Annotated in this window: 22 protein-coding genes; 19 read left to right on the top strand and 3 right to left on the bottom strand. The window is 71.2% G+C overall.

Going from position 1 to position 23,745, the window contains the following annotated elements; translation table 11 throughout:
• The first annotated feature begins 146 nt into the window (after positions 1-146).
• The 14 genes from IF64_RS0104930 to IF64_RS0104865 all read left to right on the top strand — a co-directional run bounded on the left by IF64_RS0104930 (position 147) and on the right by IF64_RS0104865 (position 14,084).
• Positions 147-899, top strand: coding sequence for an AzlC family ABC transporter permease (locus IF64_RS0104930; RefSeq protein WP_030530801.1), 753 nt, complete (start codon positions 147-149; stop codon positions 897-899).
• Positions 896-1,219 (top strand): AzlD domain-containing protein, encoded by a 324-nt coding sequence (locus IF64_RS0104925; RefSeq protein WP_425468435.1) that lies wholly within the window; start codon positions 896-898, stop codon positions 1,217-1,219. Before IF64_RS0104930 ends, IF64_RS0104925 begins: the two co-directional genes overlap by 4 nt.
• Before the next feature lie 133 nt (positions 1,220-1,352).
• A complete protein-coding gene (gene pdxT, locus IF64_RS0104920) occupies positions 1,353-2,072 on the top strand; it encodes a pyridoxal 5'-phosphate synthase glutaminase subunit PdxT (protein WP_084705650.1) in 720 nt (239 codons plus the stop codon).
• Positions 2,069-2,821 (top strand): YebC/PmpR family DNA-binding transcriptional regulator, encoded by a 753-nt coding sequence (locus tag IF64_RS0104915; RefSeq protein WP_030530798.1) that lies wholly within the window; start codon positions 2,069-2,071, stop codon positions 2,819-2,821. The genes pdxT and IF64_RS0104915 overlap by 4 nt, the downstream gene beginning before the upstream one ends.
• Positions 2,822-2,984: 163 nt before the next feature.
• A complete protein-coding gene (locus IF64_RS0104910) occupies positions 2,985-3,521 on the top strand; it encodes a DUF4262 domain-containing protein (protein WP_030530797.1) in 537 nt (178 codons plus the stop codon).
• Between the two features lie 150 nt (positions 3,522-3,671).
• Positions 3,672-4,295 (top strand): crossover junction endodeoxyribonuclease RuvC, encoded by a 624-nt coding sequence (gene ruvC / locus IF64_RS0104905; RefSeq protein WP_036875796.1) that lies wholly within the window; start codon positions 3,672-3,674, stop codon positions 4,293-4,295.
• A complete protein-coding gene (gene ruvA / locus IF64_RS0104900) occupies positions 4,292-4,891 on the top strand; it encodes a Holliday junction branch migration protein RuvA (protein WP_030530795.1) in 600 nt (199 codons plus the stop codon). Before ruvC ends, ruvA begins: the two co-directional genes overlap by 4 nt.
• A gap of 9 nt (positions 4,892-4,900) precedes the next feature.
• Complete coding sequence (gene ruvB / locus IF64_RS0104895) at positions 4,901-5,995, top strand: Holliday junction branch migration DNA helicase RuvB (RefSeq protein WP_030530794.1); 1,095 nt, start codon at positions 4,901-4,903, stop codon at positions 5,993-5,995.
• A 177-nt stretch (positions 5,996-6,172) separates the two neighbouring features.
• Positions 6,173-6,577, top strand: coding sequence for a preprotein translocase subunit YajC (gene yajC / locus IF64_RS0104890; RefSeq protein WP_030530793.1), 405 nt, complete (start codon positions 6,173-6,175; stop codon positions 6,575-6,577).
• A 267-nt stretch (positions 6,578-6,844) separates the two neighbouring features.
• A complete protein-coding gene (gene secD, locus IF64_RS0104885; protein WP_030530792.1) occupies positions 6,845-8,638 on the top strand; it encodes a protein translocase subunit SecD in 1,794 nt (597 codons plus the stop codon).
• Position 8,639: 1 nt separating this feature from the next.
• A complete protein-coding gene (gene secF, locus IF64_RS0104880; protein ID WP_030530791.1) occupies positions 8,640-9,938 on the top strand; it encodes a protein translocase subunit SecF in 1,299 nt (432 codons plus the stop codon).
• Positions 9,935-10,450 (top strand): adenine phosphoribosyltransferase, encoded by a 516-nt coding sequence (locus tag IF64_RS0104875; RefSeq protein ID WP_030530790.1) that lies wholly within the window; start codon positions 9,935-9,937, stop codon positions 10,448-10,450. Before secF ends, IF64_RS0104875 begins: the two co-directional genes overlap by 4 nt.
• A gap of 547 nt (positions 10,451-10,997) precedes the next feature.
• On the top strand, positions 10,998-13,280 hold the full coding sequence (locus tag IF64_RS0104870; RefSeq protein ID WP_051757488.1) for a RelA/SpoT family protein: 2,283 nt from the start codon (positions 10,998-11,000) through the stop codon (positions 13,278-13,280).
• 30 nt (positions 13,281-13,310) lie between these two features.
• The gene (locus IF64_RS0104865; RefSeq protein ID WP_030530788.1) at positions 13,311-14,084 is read left to right on the top strand and encodes an enoyl-CoA hydratase/isomerase family protein; all 774 of its coding nucleotides are present in this window, start codon (positions 13,311-13,313) and stop codon (positions 14,082-14,084) included.
• Between the two features lie 7 nt (positions 14,085-14,091).
• On the opposite strand, the gene IF64_RS0104860 is transcribed toward IF64_RS0104865, so the two are convergent.
• The gene (locus IF64_RS0104860; protein WP_030530787.1) at positions 14,092-14,862 is read right to left on the bottom strand and encodes a peptidylprolyl isomerase; all 771 of its coding nucleotides are present in this window, start codon (positions 14,860-14,862) and stop codon (positions 14,092-14,094) included.
• 114 nt (positions 14,863-14,976) lie between these two features.
• Here IF64_RS0104860 and IF64_RS0104855 point away from each other — a divergent pair, with 114 nt between their 5' ends.
• A complete protein-coding gene (locus tag IF64_RS0104855) occupies positions 14,977-15,666 on the top strand; it encodes an MBL fold metallo-hydrolase (protein ID WP_030530786.1) in 690 nt (229 codons plus the stop codon).
• 164 nt (positions 15,667-15,830) lie between these two features.
• Entirely contained in the window at positions 15,831-16,442 is a 612-nt protein-coding gene (locus tag IF64_RS0104850) for a hypothetical protein (protein ID WP_051757487.1), read from the top strand.
• A 52-nt stretch (positions 16,443-16,494) separates the two neighbouring features.
• Here the strand turns inward: IF64_RS0104850 and IF64_RS27610 are convergent, their stop codons facing one another.
• Together IF64_RS27610 and IF64_RS25185 are read right to left on the bottom strand one after the other, a co-directional pair.
• Positions 16,495-16,830 (bottom strand): hypothetical protein, encoded by a 336-nt coding sequence (locus tag IF64_RS27610; protein WP_211252526.1) that lies wholly within the window; start codon positions 16,828-16,830, stop codon positions 16,495-16,497.
• A 213-nt stretch (positions 16,831-17,043) separates the two neighbouring features.
• Positions 17,044-18,297, bottom strand: a complete 1,254-nt coding sequence (locus IF64_RS25185) for a YibE/F family protein (RefSeq protein ID WP_084705649.1) — start codon at positions 18,295-18,297, stop codon at positions 17,044-17,046.
• Between the two features lie 834 nt (positions 18,298-19,131).
• On the opposite strand from IF64_RS25185, the gene IF64_RS0104835 reads away from it, so the two are divergent.
• From IF64_RS0104835 to IF64_RS0104825, 3 genes are all read left to right on the top strand, one after another.
• Positions 19,132-20,196, top strand: coding sequence for an Rv2578c family radical SAM protein (locus tag IF64_RS0104835; protein WP_211252525.1), 1,065 nt, complete (start codon positions 19,132-19,134; stop codon positions 20,194-20,196).
• A 186-nt stretch (positions 20,197-20,382) separates the two neighbouring features.
• Positions 20,383-22,221, top strand: coding sequence for an aspartate--tRNA ligase (gene aspS / locus IF64_RS0104830; RefSeq protein WP_048807888.1), 1,839 nt, complete (start codon positions 20,383-20,385; stop codon positions 22,219-22,221).
• 150 nt (positions 22,222-22,371) lie between these two features.
• Positions 22,372-23,679 carry a hypothetical protein gene (locus IF64_RS0104825; RefSeq protein ID WP_030530780.1) on the top strand — a complete coding sequence of 436 codons (1,308 nt, stop codon included), beginning with the start codon at positions 22,372-22,374 and terminating at the stop codon, positions 23,677-23,679.
• The last annotated feature ends 66 nt before the right edge of the window (positions 23,680-23,745 follow it).

Here is a 23,745-nt window from a genome sequence, read left to right as displayed (position 1 = left end):
GGGGACGTCTGCCCCTCCCCGGAGTCTCCGGTCTCCCCGGTTGCGGCGGTGGTGTCGTCGTCAGCGCTGTCGTCCACGATGTTCGCTCCAGCGGTCCGGTCGTTCGGCTTGACGAACGCCCATCTGACTGTTCACTATGACGGGCGATGCGTTCGATATGGCGAACACTAACAAATCGGCTCGGTCCGCGGCTGTTACGGGACATCGCGCTCGTCTGCGCCGCCGACGGACTCGTCGGTGCCTCCTTCGGTGCCATCACCGTCAGTTCCGGGCTGCCCCTGTGGCTTCCGATGCTCATGTCCGTCGTCGTGTTCGCGGGCGCGGCGCAGTTCATGTTCGTCGGGCTGATCGCCTCCGGTGGCAACCCCGTCGCGGCGGTGCTCGCCGGACTGCTGGTCAACGCGCGGCACCTGCCGTTCGGGTTCGCCGTCGGTGACGTGTTCGGTCGCAGCCTCCTGCGCCGCGCGGTCGGTGCCCACCTGATGATCGACGAGACGGTGGCGTTCGCCCTCGCCCAGCGGGACGCCGACAAGCGCAGGACCGCGTTCTGGACCTGCGGCATCGGCCTGTTCGGGTGCTGGAACCTCGGCGTCGTCGCGGGCGCCTTCGGTGGCACGGTCATCTCCGACACCGACGCCCTCGGGCTGGACGCCGCGTTCCCCGCTGTACTGCTCGCGCTCGTCCTGCCGTCGCTGAAGGACCGTTCGACGCGGATCGCGGTGCTGGTGGGTGTCGTCCTCGCACTGGCCGCGACCCCGCTGCTGCCCGCCGGCGTACCCGTGCTGCTCGCGCTGGCCGGGGTGTTGCTCACCGTGCGCAGGCCGCGGAACGCCGATCGCAGCGAACAGAGCCACAAACAGAGCCGCGAGCAGGAGTCGACGCAGGAGGGTGCCTCGTGATCAGTCCGCTCGCGCTCGTCGTCGCCACCGTGGTCCTCGGTGTCGGCACGTTCGCGTTCCGATTCGCCGGACCTGCGCTGCGCAGCCGGGTGGAGTTGTCCGAGAGGGTCGAGCAGCTCATGGCGACCTCGGCCGTCGTGCTGCTGGCCGCGCTCGTGGCCACCTCCGCCCTCGTGGAGGACGGCGGCTTCGCGGGCGTGGCCCGGCCCGCCGGTGTCGTGGTGGGCGGCGTGCTCGCCTGGCGCAAGGCGCCGTTCGTGGTCGTGGTGGTCGCCGCCGCGGCGACTGCCGCCGGGCTGCGCCTCCTCGGCGTTCCGTGACCCGGCTCCGGGGCTCCGATCATCGACCCGGGTAAGCTGGGTGGACCGTGACCTGCACGTTTGCCTCGACGCTCGAGGCGCCCGCGGTTCCCTGGGTTCGCCAGGTGGCCGGACCAGGAGGACGACAACGACGATGCCCGTGACCGCCCGGCCGACGATCGGTGTGCTTGCCCTGCAGGGTGACGTGCGCGAACACGCCGGCGCGCTCGAACGCGCCGGTGCACGCGCGGTGCCGGTGCGCAGGCCCGAGGAGCTCGCCGACGTCGACGGTCTCGTCCTGCCCGGCGGGGAATCGACGACCATGTCCCGCTTGTTGGTCTCGTTCGGCCTGCTCGAACCGCTTCGCGACCGGTTGGCCGCGGGCATGCCCGCCTACGGCTCGTGTGCCGGCATGATCCTGTTGGCCCGTCAGGTGCTCGACGGCAGGCCTGACCAGCAGCAGCTCGGCGCGCTGGACATCGTCGTGCGGCGCAACGCGTTCGGCAGGCAGGTCGACTCGTTCGAGGCCGATCTCGAGTTCACCGGCGCGGGCGGTTCGGGCGAGCCCGTGCACGCGGTGTTCATCCGCGCGCCGTGGGTCGAGCAGGCCGGTGCCGGGGTCGAGGTGCTGGCCAGGGTGCCGCACACCGCGGATGCGGGGGACGCTGCCGATAGGATCGTCGCGGTCCGCCAGGGCTCGGTGCTCGCAACCGCGTTCCACCCCGAACTCACCGGGGATGAGAGAGTGCACCGACTGTTCGTGGGCATCGCGAAAGACGCGCAAGATGCGGAAGACGCGCAAGACGCGCAAGACGCTGACGGCGCGGAAGACGCTGAAGACGACGTAGATCTGGTTGATCTGGAGGAGAGATGAGCGGCCACTCCAAGTGGGCCACCACAAAGCACAAGAAGGCCGCCCTCGACGCCAAGCGTGGCAAGCTGTTCGCGAAGTTGATCAAGAACATCGAGGTCGCTGCGCGTACGGGCGGGGGCGACCCGGACGCGAACCCGACGCTGTTCGACGCCATTCAGAAGGCGAAGAAGAACTCGGTTCCGGCCGACAACGTCGAGCGCGCGCGCAAGCGCGGCGCCGGTGAGGAAGCCGGCGGCGCCGACTGGGAGGAGATCACGTACGAGGGCTACGGCGCGAACGGCGTCGCCGTGCTCATCGAGTGCCTCACCGACAACAAGAACCGTGCCGCTGGCGAGGTGCGCACCGCGCTGACCCGCAACGGCGGCTCGCTCGCCGACCCCGGCTCGGTGGCCTACCTGTTCACGCGCAAGGGCATCGTGATCATGTCCAAGGGGGACGCCACGGAGGACGACGTGCTCATGGCCGTCCTCGACGCGGGCGCCGAGGAGGTCAACGACCTGGGCGAGAGCTTCGAGATCGTGAGCGAGCCCGGCGACCTCGTGGCCGTCCGCACCGCGCTGCAGGAGGCGGGTTACGACTACGAGTCCGCGGAACTCAGCTTCCAGCCGTCGGTGAACGTGCCGCTGGATGCCGAGGGCGCGAAGAAGATCTTCAAGCTGATCGATGCGCTCGAGGACTGCGACGACGTGCAGAACGTCTACGCCAACTTCGACGTCAGCGACGAGGTCATGGCCGAAGCGACGGCATGACGGAGGCGGGCCCGCACCTCGCGATCCGGGTGTGCGGCCGAGACCGGGACGCCCGGCGGCACGCGTGCCGCCGGGCGTTTTTCGTTGCGGTGCCGGGACTTCCGCGTCCCGGCGGAGATTCTTGGCCCCGGGTGGTGGGAACCGGCCGGGTGCATACGGCAGAATGCACGCCGTGACTGTCGAGACGCCGGAGCCAGCGAACACCGCAGACCCCGACGACGAACTGCGCGAGTGGATCGTCGCCGAAGCCGAGAGGCGCGGCAACGCGGTCATCAGCGTCGCGGCCGACGAACGCGGCGCCGGATACGCCTTCACCGTGTGCGCCTGGGCGATGCACGGGGTGCCCGAGGCCGTCGTCGTCGGTCTGCCCCCGCAGCTGGCTCCCGTGTTGCTCGACGCCTACGTCGACCGCGCCGCGACCGGCGAGGAGTTCCGGTGCGGCGAGCTCTACCACGACTTCTTCGACGGTGTGCCCGTCACGTTCGAGAAGGTCGCGCCCGGGCACTACCCGGAGTTCTTCGGCAGTGCGTTCGTCGTCTACCCGGAGGGCGACTTCCCCGCGCTGCAGATCATCGTGCCGACCCCGGACGGACACTGGCCGTGGACCGGCTCGGCGCCCGAGGGCTTCGCGTCGTGGCAGCCGGTCCTCACCGCCAGCGGCAGGCCGGAGAGCTGGACCCCCGGCGTCGACGGACCCTGAACCGGCGCAGCCGCCGCGGGTGGGTCGGCGGACGCACCCGGCCGTGACCGATCCCGCAGCCTCCCGGCCCGGCGCGCCTGCACTCTCCGGCCGGGATCGGGCCGGTAGTCTTGCGATCTCGAACTGATGTTCCCGGACAGGGGAGACCCGTTGCGCGTGCTGGGTGTGGATCCCGGACTGACCCGGTGCGGTCTCGGCGTCGTCGACGGCGGCATCGGCCGTCAGGTGGCGTGTGTGGCCGTCGACGTCGTCCGGACCCCCGCCGACGACGAACTCTCCCGGCGGCTGCTGCGTATCTCCGAGGCCGTCGAGGAGTGGCTCGACACCTATCGGCCCGAGGCCATCGCCGTCGAGCGGGTGTTCAGCCAGCACAACGTGCGCACTGCCATGGGTACGGCTCAGGCGGGCGGGGTGGTCGCGCTGGGCGCGGCGCGACGCGGGCTGCCGGTCGTGTTCCACACGCCGAGCGAGGTCAAGGCCGCCGTCACCGGCTCGGGCCGCGCCGACAAGGCACAGGTCACCGGCATGGTGACCCGGCTGCTGAAGCTCGAGGCGCGCCCGAAGCCCGCGGACGCGGCCGACGCGCTCGCCCTGGCCATCTGCCACCTGTGGCGTGAGCCGATGCGTGGACGCCTCGCCGAGGCCGAGGCGCGTGCGGCCGATCTCGCCCGCGCACACAAGGCCAAGCTCGCCGCCGCGGCCAAGGCCCGCGGCGGCGCCGGGAACACCGGATCCGCCAACGTCGCGCGCACGCGAAGGGAGACACGCCGGTGATCGCCTCGGTGAAGGGCGAGGTCCTGTCGGTCGGGCTGGACCATGCGGTCGTCGAGGTCGGCGGCGTCGGGATGGCCGTGCAGGCTACGCCCGCGACGCTGGCCACGCTGCGCAGGGGCGAACAGGCGCGGCTCGCGACCTCGCTGGTCGTGCGTGAGGACTCGTTGACGCTGTTCGGGTTCGCCGACACGGAGGCGCGGGACCTGTTCGCCCTCCTGCAGACCGTGTCGGGGATCGGCCCGCGCCTGGCGTTGGCCGCGCTGGCCGTGCTCGACCCGGACCAGCTGCGTACGGCGCTGGCCGACGGCAACATCACGGTGCTGACGCAGGTGCCCGGCATCGGAAGGAAGGGTGCCGAGCGGCTCACGCTGGAGCTGCGGGACAAGGTGCTCGCCGCGGATCCGGCCGCTGCGGGCGCGGAGGCCCAGCACGCCGCCGGTGCCGTGCGCACGGAGGTCGTCGAGGCGCTGGTCGGGCTCGGCTTCGCCGCCAAGCAGGCCGAGCAGGCCGTGGACAAGGTCGCGGCCGAGAACGCCGACGCCGACACCTCCGGCCTGCTCAGGGCGGCGCTGACCACCCTCGGCACCAAGCGCTGATCACCCACCATGCACGATGACGACATGACGTCCTCCGCACCGTTCGGTGACGACCTCGACCCGCCCTCCGAGGCGGCGCTCTCGGCGTTCCCTCAGGCCGGTGACCGGGAGGTCGAGACGGCGCTGCGCCCGAAACAGCTCGGTGACTTCGTCGGCCAGCCCCGCGTGCGCGAGCAGCTCCAACTGGTGCTCGAAAGCGCGCGCAAACGTGGTGTGCCGCCCGACCACGTCCTGCTGTCCGGTCCACCCGGTCTGGGTAAGACGAGCCTGGCCATGATCATCGCCGCCGAGCTCGGCGCGGCCATCCGCATCACCTCGGGGCCCGCGCTCGAGCGCGCGGGCGACCTGGCTGCCATGCTCTCGAACCTCGCCGAGGGCGACGTGCTGTTCATCGACGAGATCCACCGCATCGCCCGCCCCGCCGAGGAGATGCTGTACCTCGCGATGGAGGACTTCCGCGTCGACGTCGTCGTCGGCAAGGGCCCCGGTGCGACGAGCATTCCACTGGAGATCGCGCCGTTCACGCTCGTGGGCGCCACCACGCGGTCCGGTTCGCTCACCGGTCCGCTGCGCGACCGGTTCGGCTTCACCGGACAGATGGAGTTCTACAGCCCCGCCGAACTCGGCGAGGTCGTCGCGCGGTCGGCGGCGCTGCTCGACATCACGATCGACGACGCGGGCAGGGCGGAGATCGCCCACCGCTCCCGCGGTACGCCCCGCATCGCCAACCGGCTCCTGCGCCGCGTGCGCGACTACGCCGAGGTTCGCGCCGACGGTGCGGCCACGCTCGAAGTGGTGCGCGCCGCGCTCGAGGTGTACGACGTCGACGAGCTGGGCCTCGACCGGCTCGACCGCGCCGTGCTGACCGCGCTCGTCCGGTCGTTCGGTGGCGGTCCGGTCGGCGTGTCGACGCTGGCCGTCGCCGTGGGGGAGGAGCCCACGACCGTCGAAGAGGTGTGTGAGCCGTATCTCGTGCGTGCGGGTATGCTCGCGCGTACCCCGCGTGGCCGGATCGCTACGGCGGCCGCGTGGGAGCACCTCGGGCTGGCGCCCCCGCCGGACGCGGCCGGGGTCGACGCCGGTGCACCGACGTTGTTCGACTGACGGGAGGCGGCTCCGCACGCCGCGTACGGAGCCCCGTCGCGACGGCGTCGCCCGTCACCGGGGTGCAGTGGGCAAGGGGGTCGCCCGTTCGGGCGGCCACACCTGGCACACTCGAGAGAGCCCATCCAGACAACGTGGACGTACCGCACGGCGGAGACGTCCTTCGAATGGAGAACCATGGAAGGCCTTTTCCTGCCGCTCCTGCTCATGCTCGTGCTCGCGGTCCCGCTGATCATGGGCACGCGCAAGCAGAAGAAGATGGTGGCGCAGCAGCAGGAGCTGCAGAACAGCCTGACTCCCGGGGACCGTGTGATGACGACGTCCGGGCTGTACGCCACCGTCGCGGACACCAGCGACGAGAGCACGATCGACCTCGAGATCGCCGACGGCGTCGTGACGACCTGGCTGCGTCAGGCCATCCGCGAGCGCATCGACCCGATGCCCGACGAGGACGCCGACGACAGCTCCGAGAAGACCGCCGAGAGCGCCGACGAGTCCGCCGTCGAGGTGTCGGCGACGTCCACCACGGACAACAACGGCTCCACGGCCCAGGTCGCCGAGCCGCTCGAGCACAAGAAGTAGAGCCGGATTCGCGACGTCCGTCGGTTATTCACTGAATCGGCAGACGCGAATTCGCCGCTCCGCACACAGTGTTCACGTAGCGCCGAGTAGTGTCTCGGTGCTGCGTGCGTACGTGGTCGGTCCGCCTCGTTCGGCGGGCCGGCCACGAGCCGCGTGTGGACCGTGCGTGCACGGGCCCGCATCGCGGTAGGCGCACGGCAGCGAGCGGAGCCGACGCGAGCCGCTGCACACCTCAAGCCGCTGTACATCTCGAGGAGAACCACCGACGTGGCACCACCGGCCGGGAAGATCCGCCCGGGACGCTATCTGAGCTTTTTCGTCCTCATCGTCGTCGCGCTGTACTCACTGGTGTTCTTCACCGGTGACCGGGAGCCGACGCCGAAGCTGGGGATCGATCTTCAGGGCGGGACCCGGGTCACCTTGACCGCACGAACCCCGGACGGTCAGGCACCGTCGGCCGAACAGCTCGAACAGGCGCGGCAGATCATCGAGACCCGCGTCAACGGCATCGGCGTCAGCGGTGCCGAGGTGGTGCTCGACGGCAACAACGTCGTCATCACCGTGCCCGGCGAGGAAGGCGAACAGGCCAAGAACCTCGGCCGCACCGCCAAACTCGGATTCCGCACGGTGCTCAACGCCCAGCAGGTCCAGCAGCCCGGCCAGAACCAGCAGAACCAACAGGGCGGGCAGGACCAGCAACAACAGCAGGGCGGCCAGCCGGGACAACCCGGCGCCGGTGGACAGAACTCCGGTGACGCCCAGAACGGTTCGGCCGGCCAGGGCGGCGACACCGGCGCGGCGCAGAGCCCGCAGGGCGGCGGTGGCAGTCAACCCCAGGGCGACGGCGGTGACGGCGGCAGCGGTGACGCCGACGCCGGCTCCGCCTCCAACGGACCGCAGTCCGAGGAGGAGATCGCCCAGGAGATCGAACGGGCCAAGCAGGAGCGGCAGAACCCCGCGCTGATGCCCAAACCGGGCGACCAGGCGGGCGCGGCCGCCGCGCAGCAGGCCCAGCAGCAGGCCATGGCCGGCCTGACGTGCAACCCCAACGACCCGCTCGTTGGCAACGACGACCCGAACCGGCCGCTGGTCACCTGCAACGAGGACGGCACCGAGAAGTACGTCCTCGGCCCGGTCTTCCTCGAAGGCACCGAGATCGAGAACTCGTCGGCGTCGTTCCAGCCGCAGCAGGGCGGATGGGTCGTCAACCTGCAGTTCAAGGGCAAGGGCTCGGAGACCTGGGCCGACTACACGTCGCAGAACGTCGGCCAGTCCGCCGCGTTCGTGCTCGATAGCCGTGTCGTTTCGGCGCCGCGGATCGATTCCGCCATCCCCAACGGCCAGACACAGATCAGCGGTGAATTCACCGAGGCCGAGGCACAGAATCTGGCCGACATCCTGCAGTACGGCTCGCTGCCGCTGTCGTTCGAGTCGTCCGACGCCACGACGGTGTCGCCGACGCTCGGGCTTGCCTCGCTCGAGGCGGGCCTGATCGCGGGTGCGATCGGTATCGCGCTCGTGTTCGTGTACTGCCTGGTCTACTACCGCATGCTCGGCGTGCTGACCGTGTTGTCGCTCGCGTTGTCCGCGGTGATCGTCTACGGCGTACTGGTGCTGCTCGGACGGTGGATCGGCTTCACCCTCGACCTCGCCGGTGTCGCCGGATTCATCATCGCCATCGGCATCACCGCCGACTCGTTCGTCGTCTACTTCGAACGTCTGAAGGACGAGATGCGCGACGGCAAGAGTTTCCGGTCGGCGGTGCCCCGAGCGTGGAGCCGGGCGAGACGCACGATCCTCGCCTCCGACGCGATCATGTTCCTGTGCGCGGGCGTGCTCTACGCCCTGGCGGTGGGTGAGGTCCGCGGCTTCGCGTTCACCCTGGGCATGTCGACCGTGCTCGACCTGATCGTCGTGTTCCTCGTGACGCACCCGCTCGTGGCGATGGTGTCGAAGTCCAAGAAGCTCTCGAGCCCGACCCTCTCGGGACTCGGTGCGGTGCAGCGGCTCGGCAAGCAACGGCGCGGCGGCGTCCACATCAGTGCGACGAAGGGGGCGTGAGGTGCCCGAGAACAACGACAACGCCACGGGCAGCCCGGCCGAGGCGGCACCCACGCAGTCCGGAGGGCCGAAGAAGACGTCGGTGTTCCAGCGTCTCTACACCGGAACCGGCGCCTTCGACATCGTCGGCCACCGCAAGCAGTGGTACATCGCGTTCGCCGTGCTGGTCCTCGTGTGCATCGGCGGAATGGGCCTCAAGGGCTTCAACCTGGGCATCGAGTTCGAGGGCGGCACCCAGATCCAGCTGCCCGCCCGAGGCGCACAGGGGCAGATCGACGAGGACGAGGCCAGCAACGTCATCAGCGAGGTCACGGGCGTCGCTGCAGCTGAGGCCCAGGTCGTCGGTGTGGGTGAGTCGGCGACCATCCAGGTCCGTTCGAGCACGCTCGACGCGAACCAGGTTGTCGAGGCCAAACGTGCCCTGTTCGACGAGTTCCAGCCGCTGGCCTCCACCGGCCAGCCGAGTCAGTCCGTCATCAGTGATAGCGCGGTCAGCGCGTCCTGGGGTGGGGAGATCTCCCAGCAGGCGCTGATCGCGCTCGCCGTGTTCATGGTGCTGGTGACGATCTTCCTCGTTATCTACTTCGAGAAGTGGATGGCCGTCTCGGCCCTGATCACGCTGATCCATGACATCGTCGTGACGGCGGGCGTGTATGCGATCGTCGGTTTCGAGGTGACGCCGGCGACCGTGATCGGTCTGCTGACGATCCTCGGCTACTCGCTCTACGACACAGTCGTCGTGTTCGACAAGGTCAAGGAGAACACCCGTGGCCTGCTCAACCTGACCAAGCGCACGTACGGCGAAGCCGCCAACCTCGCGCTCAACCAGACGTTGATGCGGTCGATCAACACCTCGGTCATCGCGCTGCTTCCGGTGCTCGGCCTGATGGTCGTCGGTTACCTCCTGCTCGGGTCCGGCACGTTGCAGGATCTGGCGTTGGTGCAGCTCACGGGCATGCTGGTCGGCGTCGTGTCCTCGGTGCTGCTGGCCACGCCGCTGCTGGTGACGTTCAAGATGCGCGAGACGGCCTACCGTGAACAGGCCGAGCGCGTCGCCGAACGGCGCGCACAGTCCTCCCGCGCGGCTGCGCGGGAGGAGGCCGCCGGCGGCTCCGAGACCGACGTCGACGACGACTTCGACCCCGGCGACGACGAACAGCTGGAAACCGAACTGCGCAAGGAACGGGCGTACGCCGCGGCCGCGTCGGTGCCTGCTCGCACGCCGAAGGCGAAGGACCGGCACCGGAACCAGCGTCCGCGCCGGTCCGGCACGCCGTCCGGGAAACGGAAGAGGTCATGAAGCTCGACGACGCACTCGACCAGATCGCCGAGCTGCCCGACTTCCCCGAACCGGGTGTCGTGTTCCGCGACCTCACGCCGCTGTTCGGCCACCCGAAGGCCTTCTCCGTGGTGATCGACGCACTCGCCGACGCCGTCGGCGAGGTCGACCAGCTCGCAGCGGTCGAGGCGCGCGGCTTCGTACTCGCCGCCGCCGTCGCCTACGCGAAGGGCATCGGCGTCACGCTCGTGCGCAAGGCGGGCAAGCTGCCGTCGGTCGCCGGTCGCGTCGACTACCAGCTCGAGTACGGCACCGCCACGCTCGAACTGCCCGCCGACGCGGTGCGGACGGGCCAGCGGGTCGCCATCGTCGACGACGTGCTCGCCACCGGCGGCACCGTCGCCGCGACCCGGGAGCTGCTGACCGAGGCCGGCGCCGACGTCCGCTCCGTGGCCGTGGTGCTGGAACTGGCGGCGCTGGGCGGCCGGGACAAGCTCGGCGACCTGCCGCTGCACGTGCTGCGCACGGTGTGACCGCGCCACGCGGGACCGGCCGTTTCCGCAGGCCGGCGGCCGGGGCGTAACCGGTCGCCCAACCGATCGTGAACGCCGGGCCGCCGGCAGCTCTCGCGCGGGGTCTACCCTGGACCCATACGCACCCGCGCGCGATGAGCTGGAGGTACGGGTGAGCCGAGAGCTCGATTCCGTGGCAGCCCGGACGAACGACGCCGACGGTCCCGCGCGCGAACACGGCGGCTCCGCCGGCTCGGGTGCCACCGGCACCACCCCCGCAGGGCAGACCGGTACGCCCGCGAACAGCAGCGGCACCGGCGCATCGCGCACGAGCGCATCGGGCACCGCAGGCGGCGGGGCGAACGGCTCCGCGGGTCACGGCTCGACCGGCGGTGGTTTTACCGGCAGCGGTTCGACCGGCACTGACTCGAGCGGTGCTGGGTCGAGCGGTGCTTCGACCGGCAGTGGCTCGACGGGGAACGGCTCGACGGGGAACGGCTCCACAGGGAACAGCTCGACCGGGAACGGCGGGCCGTCGCGCAGCGCCGCGCCCGCCGTCGGCGACCCGGTGGGTGCGCACCCCGCGACCCGCGCGCCGTCGCCGACCCGCCGCGTGCGCGCTCGCCTGGCCCGGCGCATCACCGCACAGCGTGCGGCGCCGGTGAAGCAGGTGCTCGAACCGCTCGCCGCGATCCACCGCGAACTGCACCCCAGCGCCGACCTGGCCCTGCTGCAGCGCGCCTACGACGTCGCCGAACACCTGCACCGGCAGCAGCGGCGCAAGTCCGGGGACCCGTACATCACGCACCCGCTGGCCGTCGCGACGATCCTCGCCGAACTCGGCATGGACACGACCACCCTCGTCGCGGCCCTGCTGCACGACACGGTCGAGGACACCGGTTACTCGCTCGAGCAACTCGGCAACGACTTCGGCGACAAGGTCGCCCAACTCGTCGACGGCGTCACCAAGCTCGACAAGGTCAAGCTCGGCACCGCCGCCGAGGCCGAGACGATCCGCAAGATGGTCATCGCCATGGCGCGCGACCCGCGGGTGCTGGTGATCAAGCTCGCCGACCGGTTGCACAACATGCGCACCATGCGGTTCCTGCCGCCGGAGAAGCAGGCCCGCAAGGCCAAGGAGACCCTCGAGGTGCTCGCGCCGCTGGCGCACCGGCTCGGCATGTCGACGGTCAAATGGGAGCTGGAGGACCTGGCGTTCGCCATCCTGCAGCCGAAGAAGTACGACGAGATCGTGCGCCTCGTCGCCGACCGCGCACCGTCCCGCGACACCTACCTGCGCGGGGTGATCAGCGAGCTGAACAAGCATCTCGCCGACTCCCGGGTGTCGGCGAAGGTCGAGGGCAGGCCGAAGCACTACTACTCGATCCACCAGAAGATGATCGTGCGCGGCCGCGAGCTCGACGACATCCACGACCTCGTGGGCGTGCGGATCATGGTCGACGACGTGCGGGACTGCTACGCCGCGATGGGTGTGGTGCACGCGCTGTGGCAGCCGATGCCCGGCCGCTTCAAGGACTACATCGCCCAGCCGCGGTTCGGCGTGTACCAGTCGCTGCACACCACGGTGATCGGCCCGGACGGCAAACCGCTCGAGGTGCAGATCCGCACCCACGAGATGCACCGCACCGCCGAGTACGGCATCGCGGCGCACTGGCGGTACAAGGAGACCAAGGGAACGCATCGGGCGAGCGCCGGCGGTGCTGTGGAAGTCGACGAGATGGCGTGGATGCGCCAACTGCTCGACTGGCAGCGAGAGGCGGCCGACCCGGGCGAGTTCCTCGAATCGCTCCGCTACGACCTCGCCACGCGCGAGATCTTCGTGTTCACGCCGAAGGGCGACGTCATCACCCTGCCCGTCGGCTCGACGCCCGTGGACTTCGCCTACGCGGTGCACACCGAGGTCGGCCACCGGTGCATCGGTGCCCGCGTCAACGGACGGCTCGTGGCCCTGGAGCGCAAGCTCGAGAACGGCGAGGTCGTCGAGATCTTCACCTCCAAGGCGGAGGGTGCGGGCCCGAGCCGGGACTGGTTGCAGTTCGCCGGATCGCCGAAGGCGCGAGCGAAGATCCGCCAGTGGTTCGCCAAGGAACGCCGGGACGAGGCGGTCGAGGCGGGCAAGGAGGCCATCACCAAGGAGGTCCGCAAGGTCGGCCTCCCGATCCAGCGCCTGGTGTCCGCCGACTCCATGGGCGCGCTCGCGAAGGAACTGCGCTACAACGACATCAGCGCGCTCTACGCGGCGGTGGGCGAGAAACACACCAGCGCCCAGCACGTCGTCCAGCGGCTCATGGCGCTCATCGGCGGTGTCGAGGAGGCCGAGGAGGAGCTGGCCGAACGCGCCACCCCGTCGACCGTCACCCGCCGCCGCGGTTCGGGCGACGTGGGCGTCGTGGTGAAGGACCAGACCGACATCTGGACCAAGCTCGCCCGCTGCTGCACCCCGGTGCCGGGCGACGAGATCCTCGGCTTCGTCACCAGGGGCGGCGGGGTGAGCGTGCACCGCACCGACTGCACGAACGCCGACGACCTGCGCGCCCAGCCGGAACGGCTCGTCGACGTCGAATGGGCGCCGTCGGAGTCGTCGGTGTTCCTGGTGGCGATCCAGGTGGAGGCGCTCGACCGCCACCGGCTGCTGTCCGACGTCACGAAGGTGCTGGCCGACGAGAAGGTCAACATCCTGTCGGCGTCGGTCACCACGTCGAACGACCGCGTCGCGGTCAGCAAGTTCACCTTCGAGATGGGCGATCCGAAGCATCTCGGCCACGTGCTGAAGGTGGTCCGCAACGTCGAGGGCGTCTACGACGTGTACCGGGTCACGTCGGCCGCCTGAGCAGGCCGCGGGCTTCTAGGCTTCCCGTCCATGACGCAGGGTTTCGCGCTGACGACCGACGGGGACGTCGCCCGCCTGACCTTCTCCAGGCCGGCGAAGATGAACGCCATCACCTACGAGATGTGGTCGGCCATCCCGGGCATCGTTGCCGAGCTCGAGGCCGACCCGGCCGTCAAGGTGCTGGTGCTGACCGGTGAGGGGGAGCACTTCTCGGCGGGCGCCGACATCGGCGAGTTCCGCGACCTGCGCGCGACCCCGGAGGGTGTCGCCACGTACGACAAGGCGGTCGACGCGGCCGTCGACGCGCTCGCGACGATGGCCAAACCGAGCATCGCCCTGATCCGGGGCAACTGCATCGGCGGCGGCTGTCAGCTGTCGGTGGCGTGCGACTTCCGGTTCTCCGCACCCGATGCCCGGTTCGGCATCACGCCGGCGAAACTCGGCATCGTCTACCACTACGAGTCCACGCGGCTGCTGATCGACCTCGTCGGCCCGGCACAGGCCCGCTATCTGCTGCTGTCGGGCGCGCTCGTCGACGCGGGCCGTGCCAGGGAGATCGGGCTCGTCACCGACGTGTTCGACGACGTGGAGGCGCAGACCGCCGAGTTCGCGGCGACCCTGTGCTCCCGGTCGCAGACGTCCGTGCGGGGCATGAACCGCATCATCGCGGCGATCACCGCAGGCACGGAGGACGCGGCCGTACAGGCGGAGTCGCTGCGGGACGAGGCGGCCCGCGGCGCGGACTACGCCGAGGGCGTGGCCGCGTTCCTCGAGCGCAGGGCGCCGCGGTTCACCCACCGCTGAGCCGCGCTCACGCGGAGACCGACACCTCGCGGAAGCGGACCTCCTTGTTCGGCTTGCCGCCGCCGGGGGAGGGGTCGAGCGAACCGTCGTGACCCGCCTTCGCGATGTCGTCGATCGTCTGCAGGCCCTTCTCGCTGATGGTGCCGAACGCCGTGTACTGCGGCGGCAGCTGCGCATCGCCGAACACGAGGAAGAACTGACTGCCGTTGGTGTTCGGCCCCGAGTTGGCCATCGCGACCGTGCCCCGCGGGTACGTGGTGTTCTGGTCGACCTCGTCGGCGAACGTGTAGCCGGGGCCGCCGGAACCGGTGCCGGTCGGGTCGCCGCACTGCAGCATCTTCAGGCCCTCGGTGCTGATGCGGTGGCACGTCGTGTCGTTGAAGTAGCCCTGCTCGGCCAGGCTGACGAAGCTGTTCACCGTGCACGGCGCCTGCTTGCGGTCCAGCGTGAGGTCGATGGGCCCCGCCGACGAGTCGATGTGCGCGTCGACCGTGCCCTGGGCGGGCGGGTCGGTGTCCTTCGGCGGATCGACGTCCTTGGCCGCCTCGCCGCCCTTCTGATACTGGCACGAGTCACGGCCGCCCTGGGCGGTCGCGGCACCCTCGGAGTCGTCGTCCTGGCCGGTGAGGACCACCACGAGGCCCGCGGCGATGATCACCACACCCGCCGCCACGCCGATGCCGATGATCTTGCGGCGCTTGGCGCGTTCGGCCCTGCGAGCGAGTTGCCGCTCCAGCTTGCGCTTCGCGGCCTCACGGCGCTGCTGGTTCGTCCCCACCTGGCCTCCTCGTTCACCCACGTGTTGGCTGGCGGCAGTCTATGGGCACGGTCTGTGAGAACGCCGTAGAGGGGCCGCTAGGCTGTGATCCATCTCGGACGTGGAGGTGAGAACGTGCTGGTCGCAGGCTTTCCGACCGGGACGTTCCAGGCCAACTGTTACGTGCTCGCCCCAGGGCGCGGTGCCGGGTGCGTGATCGTCGACCCCGGTGAGGGCGCCGCGGAACCACTCGACCGGGCGTTGGGCGAGCACGCGCTGACACCCACCGCCATCCTCGCCACCCACGGCCACCCCGACCACGTACACGCCGCGGCCGGTCTCGCCCGCGTCCACGGCGTACCGGTGTGGATCCGGCCGGAGGACCGTCCTCTGCTGACCGATCCGCGGGCCGGTGTCGACACCGAGCAGCTGCCGGGTGCGGAGTCCGCGCTGCTGGCGGGCACCTGGACCGAACCGGACCGCGTCGAGGAACTCGGTGCGGATCCGGTCGAGACGGCCGGGTTGCGGATCGACGTGCTGCACACCCCGGGGCACACGCCCGGCTCGGTCGTCTTCCACCTCACCACCGGCGAGGGCGGGCGGATCGCGCTCACCGGCGACACCCTGCTGCCCGGCACCGCAGGGCGCACCGATCTGCCGGGAGGTGACGGGCAGGCGCTGCGGCGTTCGCTGGACCTGCTGGCCGACACGCTGGCTGGCGACACCGTTCTGCTGCCGGGACACGGGCCGAGCACGACGATGGAACGCGAACGGGCCTCCAATCCGTTTCTGGGGAACACGAACCGCGAGAAGGAACCACGATGACCGACCCCGAGCACGGCGACCCCGACCCGTCCCGCACGCCCGACACGCCGGACCCCGCGAACGCGGCAGGCGGTCCCGAGGGCGCCGGCGGTGCTGAGGGTGCCGGGGAGGCGGGCTCCCCGGACCCCGGAGCCGCGCGCAGGGCCGCCGAGCCGGACCGGATCATGCTCTACGGCCAGGACGCTGCCCTGCGCCGCAAGCGGGTGGCGGCCGGCCTGGTGGGCGTGGTGCTGTTCGCCGCCGCGTTCGGCGGGATCGCGGGGCTGATCGGCGGCATGGGGCCGGGGCTCGTCGTCGCCGGGGTGATCGCGCTGCTGCTGGGCTTCGTGATCGTGTCCAACGCGCGCAGGCAGGTGTGGCTCGAAGGGCGCACCGTGGTGATGCGCAGCTGGGGCAGGCGCCGCGTCGACCTGGAGACCGCTCCGCGGATCGACCTGCTGCTCAGTGACGTGCGCGGCACGCGCACGGTCAGCCTGCTCGTCACCAACAGTGCGAACAAGGCCGTGAAGATCGACCTCGCCGTCTACGCGGGCACGGGCGGGCGGGAACTCGGCATCCTGGCGTTGCGCCGGCTCGCCGACGCGCTGGCCGACAACGTCGAGGCCAACGGCCTGGTGTTCTCGGAGCTGCTCGTTGCGCAGCTGCGTTCGGAGGCGCGCGGGGACGGCGCGGCCGACCGGCCGCTGTACCGCATCGCCTCGGCCGCACCCCAGGGCAAACTGGCCCAGCGGTTCACGATGGAGGCCGTCAGCCGGTTCGTGGCTTCCCTGGACTGAGCCGCGGCGCCCGTCCCCTGTGGGAGGACACCGCCGTGGGGGAGTGTGCCGTTCAGTCCTGGTCGGGTGTCGAGGTGACCGGGCGCAGGGCGGCCAGCTGGAGCTCGATCGCGGTGAGTTGTTCGCGAACCGCGTCGAGCTGTTCGCCGATGGTCTCCAGCTGGTAGACGGCCTCGGGCAGCTCACCCGCGGTGAACGTGGCGAGCTGCTCGAGATGTGCCGCTGCGTCACGCAGGCCGGTCAGCGCGCTCGCCAGGCCGGGCAGCGCGGTCACGGCCGTGGCGACGGCGCGGCCGCCCCGGATCGTTCCGCGCACCGTTCGGTACACGGTGATCAACGGCGTGCGCACCAGCGCGGGAAGGTCGGGCAACGGCACTGGGCCGGGCATGGGCGGCTCCGGGGACGGGCGGGGACCGCGGCGTTCCCCAGCGCGCGGCCTCCGGACCCGGCCGGCGCGCTGCGGATTCCGCCGTGTTGTGTGCTGCCGTTCCTATCCCACGGCCCGGCGGCGAGATCGACCGCCCCGGCGTTGTGGTGCTGGTGTGCTCAGGCGTGACTCGTGGGACCGGAGGGACTGTCAGGGCGCAGGTGACGCATGTGGTCACTGGTGCTCATGCGGCCGTCGCCGCGGCGCGCTGGATTCGGCGCCGGGTTCGGCGCCGGGTTCGATGCCGGGTTCGATGCGGTGGTCGAGGTGGGTGTCGACGTGGTTCTCCTCGCGCACCACGATCAACGCGGCGAGCACGCTCGTGACGGGGACCGCGGCGATGATGCCGATACTGCCCGCCAGGGTGCGGACGATCTCGGCGGCCATCTCCTGCGACGTCAGGATCGAGCCGAGTCCCACATCGGACAGCGACGCCAGGAGCAGCGCGGGGAGTGCGGCGCCGGCGTAGGCCATGACCAGGGTGTTGACCGCCGATCCCACGTGCGCGCGGCCGATGCGCAGTGCCGCGCCGTACAGCTCCCGCCACGACAGCCGGGGGTTGGCGCGGTGCAGTTCCCACACCGCGCTCGCCTGGGTGACGGTGACGTCGTCGAGGACACCGAGCGCGCCGATGACGATCCCGGCCAGCAGCAGGCCCCGCGTGTCGATCTCCTGGCCGAGGGAACCGATGAGCGTCGAGGTGTTCTCGTCGAGTCCGGTCAGCTGGGCGCCCGCGGAGAAGATCGTCGCCAGCACGCCGATCAGCGACAGGCTGACCATGGTGCCGAGCACGGCCGCCGATGTGCGGGCCGAGAAGCCGTGGGTGGTGTACAGGGCCACGAACATGATCAGCCCGGATCCGGCGATACCGACGGCCAGGGGGTTCGCGCCGTGCAGGATGGCGGGCAGGACGAACAGCCCGATGATCAGACCGGTGACGACGAGTGCGCCGAGCGCCGCGGCGCCGCGCCACCGGCCGAGAATCACGACAGCGGCGGCGAAGACCACGGCCAGCAGGGTCAGCGGCAGGCCGCGCTGGAAGTCCTGCACCTGGTACGCGTCGGCGTCCCTGGGGTCGGCACCGCTGTAGGCGAGCACGACGTCGTCGCCCGCGGCGAACGTCGGGTTGCCCTGGCCTGCGGGCAGGTTCTTCGTGATGGCCATGCCCTCGGCGGGGCCGTCGGTGAGGGTGACCCGGACGGTCTGGCATCGCGGGCCGTTCTCCGCGTCGGCGTCGCCGGTGTCGCCGACCTGTACCTGTCCCGGAGACAGGCAGGGGCCGAGCTCGGAGGAGACGACCTCGCCGTTGACCGGCTCGCCGACCGCGTGGCCCGTGGGATCCGGTTCGCCCCACGGGTACAGCAGGATCACCGAGGTCAGCGCGGCCAGCGCGAACGGTGCGAGCAGGACCGCGAGCAGTCTGCGCACCCTGGCCGACGCGGGTTCGGCGGGTCCGTGCCCGTGCCCATGCCCGTGCCCATCGCCATGTCCGTGGCCGTGGTCGTGACTCTGGCCGCGCGCGGGGTCCGGCGCCGGGACGCGGGTGGGTGCATCGCCGGCCGCGGACGCGCTGTGCTGCGTGGCCCCCGCCGTGGCTCCGGCCGTGGCTCCGGCCGTGGCTCCGTCGGTGCGCCTGGGACCACGGGGTGCGCGGCGCGCCCGCGGGGCTGCCCGCGGCCCGTCGGTGCGCGGTGCATCCGGCCGGGCGCTGTTCGATCGCCCGCTGTCCGATCGCCCGCTGTCCGATCGTCCGCTGTTGGATCGCCCGCTGTCCGATCGTCCGCTGTCCGATCGTCCGCTGTTGGATCGCCCTGCGCCGGATGGGGCGCTGTCTCCGGGCGCACTGTCGTCCTGCTCCGGTGTGCCGCGCGGGGCGGGATCGGCGGGACGGTGCCGGCGCTCCCGCTGAGGTCGCCGCGGGGGCCTCTGCCCACCGGTCCCCGCGGCGCCGCCCTCGACGCCGGCGACGCCGCCGTCCCGGGACCGCCGGGGCGGCAGGGATTCCCCCTGGGCCGGGGAGCGCCGCGGGTCTGCGCGCTCGCCGCGGCGGGGAGCGCGCGGCGGGATCGGTTCCGGGAGGACCGGTCCGGTGTCGTCGGACACGTGGTCGTCGGGGTTGTCGGGGTTGTCGCGTGGCACGGCCACATCTTCGCGGCCAGGCGGTTTCGCGGTGACCGCCGGGTCGCCGGTGGGCCCGGCCACCGCGCGTGCGCACCGGCCGGCGCCTTGACACCGAGATAGAACATGTGTTCGAGTGGAGGGGTGCGATGGGAACGACAACGCAACGAGGAGCTGGCCGCGCGGGCTCTGCCCGGACTGGTGCGCACCGTGCACTCACCCGACTTCGCCGGGGTGACGTTCCACGAGGTGCATGCGCGGTCGGTGCTCAACAAGGTGCCCGCCGCCTCGCGCGTGCCGTTCCGCTGGACGGTCAACCCGTACCGGGGCTGCTCACACGCCTGCACCTACTGCTTCGCGCGAGGGACGCACACCTACCTCGACTTCGACGCCGGGACCGACTTCGACACCCAGGTGGTCGTCAAGGTGAACGCCCCCGAGGTGCTGGCCGCGCAGGTGCGGAGGCGGTCATGGGCACGCGAGCACGTCGCGATGGGCACCAACACCGACCCGTACCAGCGGGCCGAAGGCAAGTACCGGCTGATGCCGGGCATCATCCGCGCGCTCGCCGACTCGGGGACGCCGTTGTCGATCCTCACGAAGGGCACCGTGCTGGCACGTGACCTGTCCCTGTTGCGGGACGTGGGCGGCGACGTCCCGGTCGGGCTGGGGGTGTCGATCGCACTGCTCGACCGGGAACTGCAGCGCAGCCTCGAACCCGGAACGCCGAGCCCGCAGGCGCGGCTCGAGCTCGTGCGCAAGGCCAGGGATGCGGGGCTGCCCTGCGACGTGTTCCTCGCCCCGATCCTGCCCGGTCTGACCGACTCGGACGAGGCGCTCGACGGGCTGCTCGGGCAGGTGGCCGAGGCGGGAGCCAGCAGTGTCACCGCCATTCCACTGCACCTGCGTCCCGGTGCCCGCGAATGGTTCGCGCGCTGGCTCGCCGAGCACCACCCGGAGCTCGTCGACCGCTACCGCCGCCTGTACGGCAGGGGCAGCTACGCCGATCCGGAGTACCGGCGCGGACTGCGGCAGCGGGTGGAGGCGCTGGCCCGCGCCCACGGCCTCGTCGACCCGCCGGGCTCGTTGCGGCGTGCCGGGGACGGCGCACAGGACGGTGCGCAGGAGGGCGCGCCCCCGGGCCTGCCGCACGAGGACGCCGGCGGCACGCGGGGCAGACCGAGGGCCGAGCAGCTGAGTCTGTTGTGAGCACTGTCTGCTGTGAGCGTGGTGTGAGCACTGTCTGCTGGGAGTGGCCGGCTCCCGGGCGAAACCTGCTCGCGGAGCCTTCCGCCACGTTGGATAGCCTGAGCGTTCGGTGGCTCCTCGTCGACGACCGTCGGCGAATGCTGCCTCGTACCGTCCGTCACCGCATGCCCGAGAGGATCCCGCGAAGTGCTTCGCACCCACGACGCCGGCACGTTGCGTGCCGAGCAGGCCGGCCAGACCGTCACGCTCACCGGCTGGGTGGCGCGGCGGCGCGATCACGGCGGAGTGATCTTCATCGACCTGCGCGACGCCAGCGGCGTGGCCCAGGTCGTGTTCCGCGAGGGCGAGATGGCCGAGCGTGCCCACCAGCTGCGCGCCGAGTACTGCATCAAGGTCACCGGCGAGATCTCCCCGCGCCCCGAGGGTAACGAGAACCCGGAGATCGCCACGGGTGACATCGAGGTCTACGTCAGCGAGCTCGAGGTGTTGTCCGAGGCCGCGCCGCTGCCGTTCCCCGTCGACGAGCGCCTCGACGTCGGCGAGGAGGTGCGCCTCAAGCACCGCTACCTCGACCTGCGCCGCGCGGGCCAGTCCCGCAACATGCGCCTGCGCAGCGAGGCCAACCGGGTCGCACGGAACGTCCTGCACGACGACGGTTTCGTCGAGATCGAGACCCCGACCATGACCCGGTCCACCCCCGAGGGCGCCCGCGACTTCCTCGTGCCGGCCCGGCTGCGCCCGGGCTCGTGGTACGCGCTGCCCCAGTCGCCGCAGCTGTTCAAGCAGCTGCTCATGGTCGGCGGGATGGAGCGCTACTACCAGATCGCGCGCTGCTACCGCGACGAGGACTTCCGCGCCGACCGGCAGCCCGAGTTCACCCAGCTCGACATCGAGATGAGCTTCGTCGAGCAGGACGACGTCATCGCACTGGGCGAGCGGATCGCACGTGCGCTGTGGAAGCTCATCGACGTCGAGCTGCCCGAGACCTTCCCGCGGATGAGCTACGCCGAGGCCATGGCCCGGTACGGCTCGGACAAGCCCGACCTGCGCTTCGGTCTCGAACTCACCGAGCTGACGGAGTTCTTCGCCGACACCCCGTTCCGGGTGTTCCAGGCGCCCTACGTCGGCGCGGTCGTCATGCCGGGCGGTGCCGACCAGCCGCGCCGCACCCTCGACGCGTGGCAGGACTGGGCCAAGCAGCGTGGCCACAAGGGCCTCGCCTACGTGCTCGTCGGTGCGGACGGCACGCTGTCGGGCCCGGTCGCCAAGAACATCTCCGAGTCCGAGAAGGCCGGGCTCGCCGAGGCGGTCGGGGCGAACCCTGGCGACTGCATCTTCTTCGCCGCCGGAACGCCGAACAGCGCGCGTGCCCTGCTCGGCGCCGCGCGCGGCGAGATCGCCGACCGGCTCGGCCTGATCGACGACAACGCGTGGTCGTTCGTCTGGATCGTCGACGCGCCGATGTTCGAGGCCGCCGACGAGACCGACGACGTGACGGTCGGCAGCGGTCAATGGACGGCGCTGCACCACGCGTTCACCTCGCCGAAGCCCGAGTGGATCGACACGTTCGACTCCGACCCCGGCAACGCGCTCGCCTACGCCTACGACCTGGTGTGCAACGGCAACGAGATCGGCGGCGGATCGATCCGTATCCACAGGGCCGACGTGCAGAAGCGCGTCTTCGAGGTCATGGGCATCTCGCAGGAGGACGCCCAGGAGAAGTTCGGCTTCCTGCTGGACGCCTTCCAGTACGGCCCGCCGCCGCACGGCGGCATCGCCTTCGGCTGGGATCGCATCGTGATGCTGCTGGCCGGGGCCGATTCGCTGCGGGACGTCATCGCGTTCCCGAAGACCGGCGGCGGCTTCGACCCGCTCACCAGCGCGCCCGCGCCGATCACGGCCGAGCAGCGTAAGGAGGCGGGGGTGGACGCCAAGCCGGTCAAGCAGCCCGAGCCCGCCGCCAAGGCGGCCGGGGCGGAGCCCGCGACCGAGCAGCGGAACGCCGCCGGGCAGGGCAGCGCCTGACGACGCGTCAGGGCCGCCCCCGGGTAGTCCGGTGCGGCGGCCGCAGCCGCCGACGCGGGCACCGGGATGCGCCGAATGTCCGTTCGTGGCGCGGATTGCGGTCACCGGAATGTGGTCAGCTTTCCCGTCGCACTAGTAGGGTCGGAGCCAATGACTGTGGACACCCCTCCAGCCGACGACTCGACCGTCGGCACCGGAGCGGACACTCCTTCCAGTGACACCGCGGAGGCCGCGGTTACAGCCGCCGTATCCGCAGCGGAGGCGGTGCTGGCACAGCGGTTCGGCAGCACCGTCTCCCTCGTCGACGCCGAGGACCTCGCGGGAAGCGGACCGGCGACGGTGGTCAGGGCGCGGGTCGCCTCGTCGTCGTTCGCGCTGCCCCGCACGCTCGTCATCAAGCACTATCCCGGCGAGCCGGAGGCGGGCCAGGACGACGCGTTCGCGCGCGAAGCTGCCAGCTACCAGCTGTTCACGGCGCTGTCGGCGGCCGATCGCACGTGTCCGGAGATTCTCGCCCACAACGCAGAGCACCGGGTGCTGGTGATCGACGACCTCGGGCGGGCACCGACCCTCGACGACAAGCTCCGCGGATCGGACGCGCGTGCCGCCGAGACGGCACTGCTTTCGTGGGCCCGCTCGCTCGGCCGCATGCACTTCAGCACCGCCAATCGGGAGGCCGATTTCAACGCGCTGCTGCGCAGGCTCGGCAAGGCGGGCTCGGGTGCCTCGGCACAGAACGACGGCCAGGTGGTCCCCGCGGCTCCGCCCGCGCACGCCGCGGGCGACCCGGCCGACGCCGTGACGGCGGCGCCCGCGCTGCTGCGCGAGACGCTCGGCGTCGACACCGCGCCCGAGGTCGTCGCGGTGGCCGAGCGCGCCGCGGAGCAGGCCCGTTCGGCGGCGTTCCGGGCGTTCAGCCCCGTCGACCTCTGGCCGGACAACAACCTCGTCACCGGCGACGGTGTGCGGTTCCTCGACTTCGAACGGGGCCGGGTGCGCAGTGCCCTGGTCGACGCCGCCCACATGCTCGTGCCGTTCGTGTCCGGGCCCGAACCGCTGGCGCTGCCGAGCGGCATGAGCGAGGCGATGATCGCGTCGTGGCGTGCCGAGGTGGCGGACCTGTGGCCGTCGCTGACCGAGGAGGACACCCTCAGCCGGTATCTCCTCGACGCGGGCCTGCTGCTCGTCTGGCAGGCCACGTGGCGGTGGCTGCCCGACCTCGCCGCCGCGGGGCAGGACGGTTCCTCCGGCGGTGCGGAACGGATGACGGCCGCGCCGCCGCGGCAGCGCGCCGCCGCGCTCGCCACGTGGTGGCGCGACCTCGGCAGGCACGCCGACCGAGAGGGCGACCCCGCGGACGGGCCTGCGATCTCGGCGCACGCCGAGGCCGTGGCCACGGCCCTGGACGCGCGCTTCGGGCCGGACCTGCAACTTCCCCTGTACCCGGCGTTCCGCTGAGCGTGAGCGGGCGACGGCCGCCGCGTGCGGCGTCTCCCGCCCGCGGCCAAGGTTCGCCGGACCGTT

This window comes from Prauserella rugosa, assembly GCF_000719975.1.
Lineage (GTDB): Bacteria > Actinomycetota > Actinomycetes > Mycobacteriales > Pseudonocardiaceae > Prauserella > Prauserella rugosa.
The sequence above is the reverse complement of the archived record's forward strand: the minus strand, read 5'-3'. Positions and strand labels throughout refer to the sequence as shown.

Excerpts from the sequence above, each read along its gene's own strand:
- IF64_RS0104930 (WP_030530801.1), top strand. The coding sequence starts at position 147 with ATGCGTTCGATATGGCGAACACTAACAAATCGGCTCGGTCCGCGGCTG.
- pdxT (WP_084705650.1), top strand. The coding sequence starts at position 1,353 with ATGCCCGTGACCGCCCGGCCGACGATCGGTGTGCTTGCCCTGCAGGGT.
- IF64_RS0104915 (WP_030530798.1), top strand. The coding sequence starts at position 2,069 with ATGAGCGGCCACTCCAAGTGGGCCACCACAAAGCACAAGAAGGCCGCC.
- IF64_RS0104910 (WP_030530797.1), top strand. The coding sequence starts at position 2,985 with ATGCACGCCGTGACTGTCGAGACGCCGGAGCCAGCGAACACCGCAGAC.
- ruvB (WP_030530794.1), top strand. The coding sequence starts at position 4,901 with ATGCACGATGACGACATGACGTCCTCCGCACCGTTCGGTGACGACCTC.
- yajC (WP_030530793.1), top strand. The coding sequence starts at position 6,173 with ATGGAAGGCCTTTTCCTGCCGCTCCTGCTCATGCTCGTGCTCGCGGTC.
- IF64_RS0104875 (WP_030530790.1), top strand. The coding sequence starts at position 9,935 with ATGAAGCTCGACGACGCACTCGACCAGATCGCCGAGCTGCCCGACTTC.
- IF64_RS0104865 (WP_030530788.1), top strand. The coding sequence starts at position 13,311 with ATGACGCAGGGTTTCGCGCTGACGACCGACGGGGACGTCGCCCGCCTG.
- IF64_RS0104850 (WP_051757487.1), top strand. The coding sequence starts at position 15,831 with ATGCTCTACGGCCAGGACGCTGCCCTGCGCCGCAAGCGGGTGGCGGCC.
- IF64_RS27610 (WP_211252526.1), bottom strand. The coding sequence starts at position 16,830 with ATGCCCGGCCCAGTGCCGTTGCCCGACCTTCCCGCGCTGGTGCGCACG.
- IF64_RS0104825 (WP_030530780.1), top strand. The coding sequence starts at position 22,372 with ATGACTGTGGACACCCCTCCAGCCGACGACTCGACCGTCGGCACCGGA.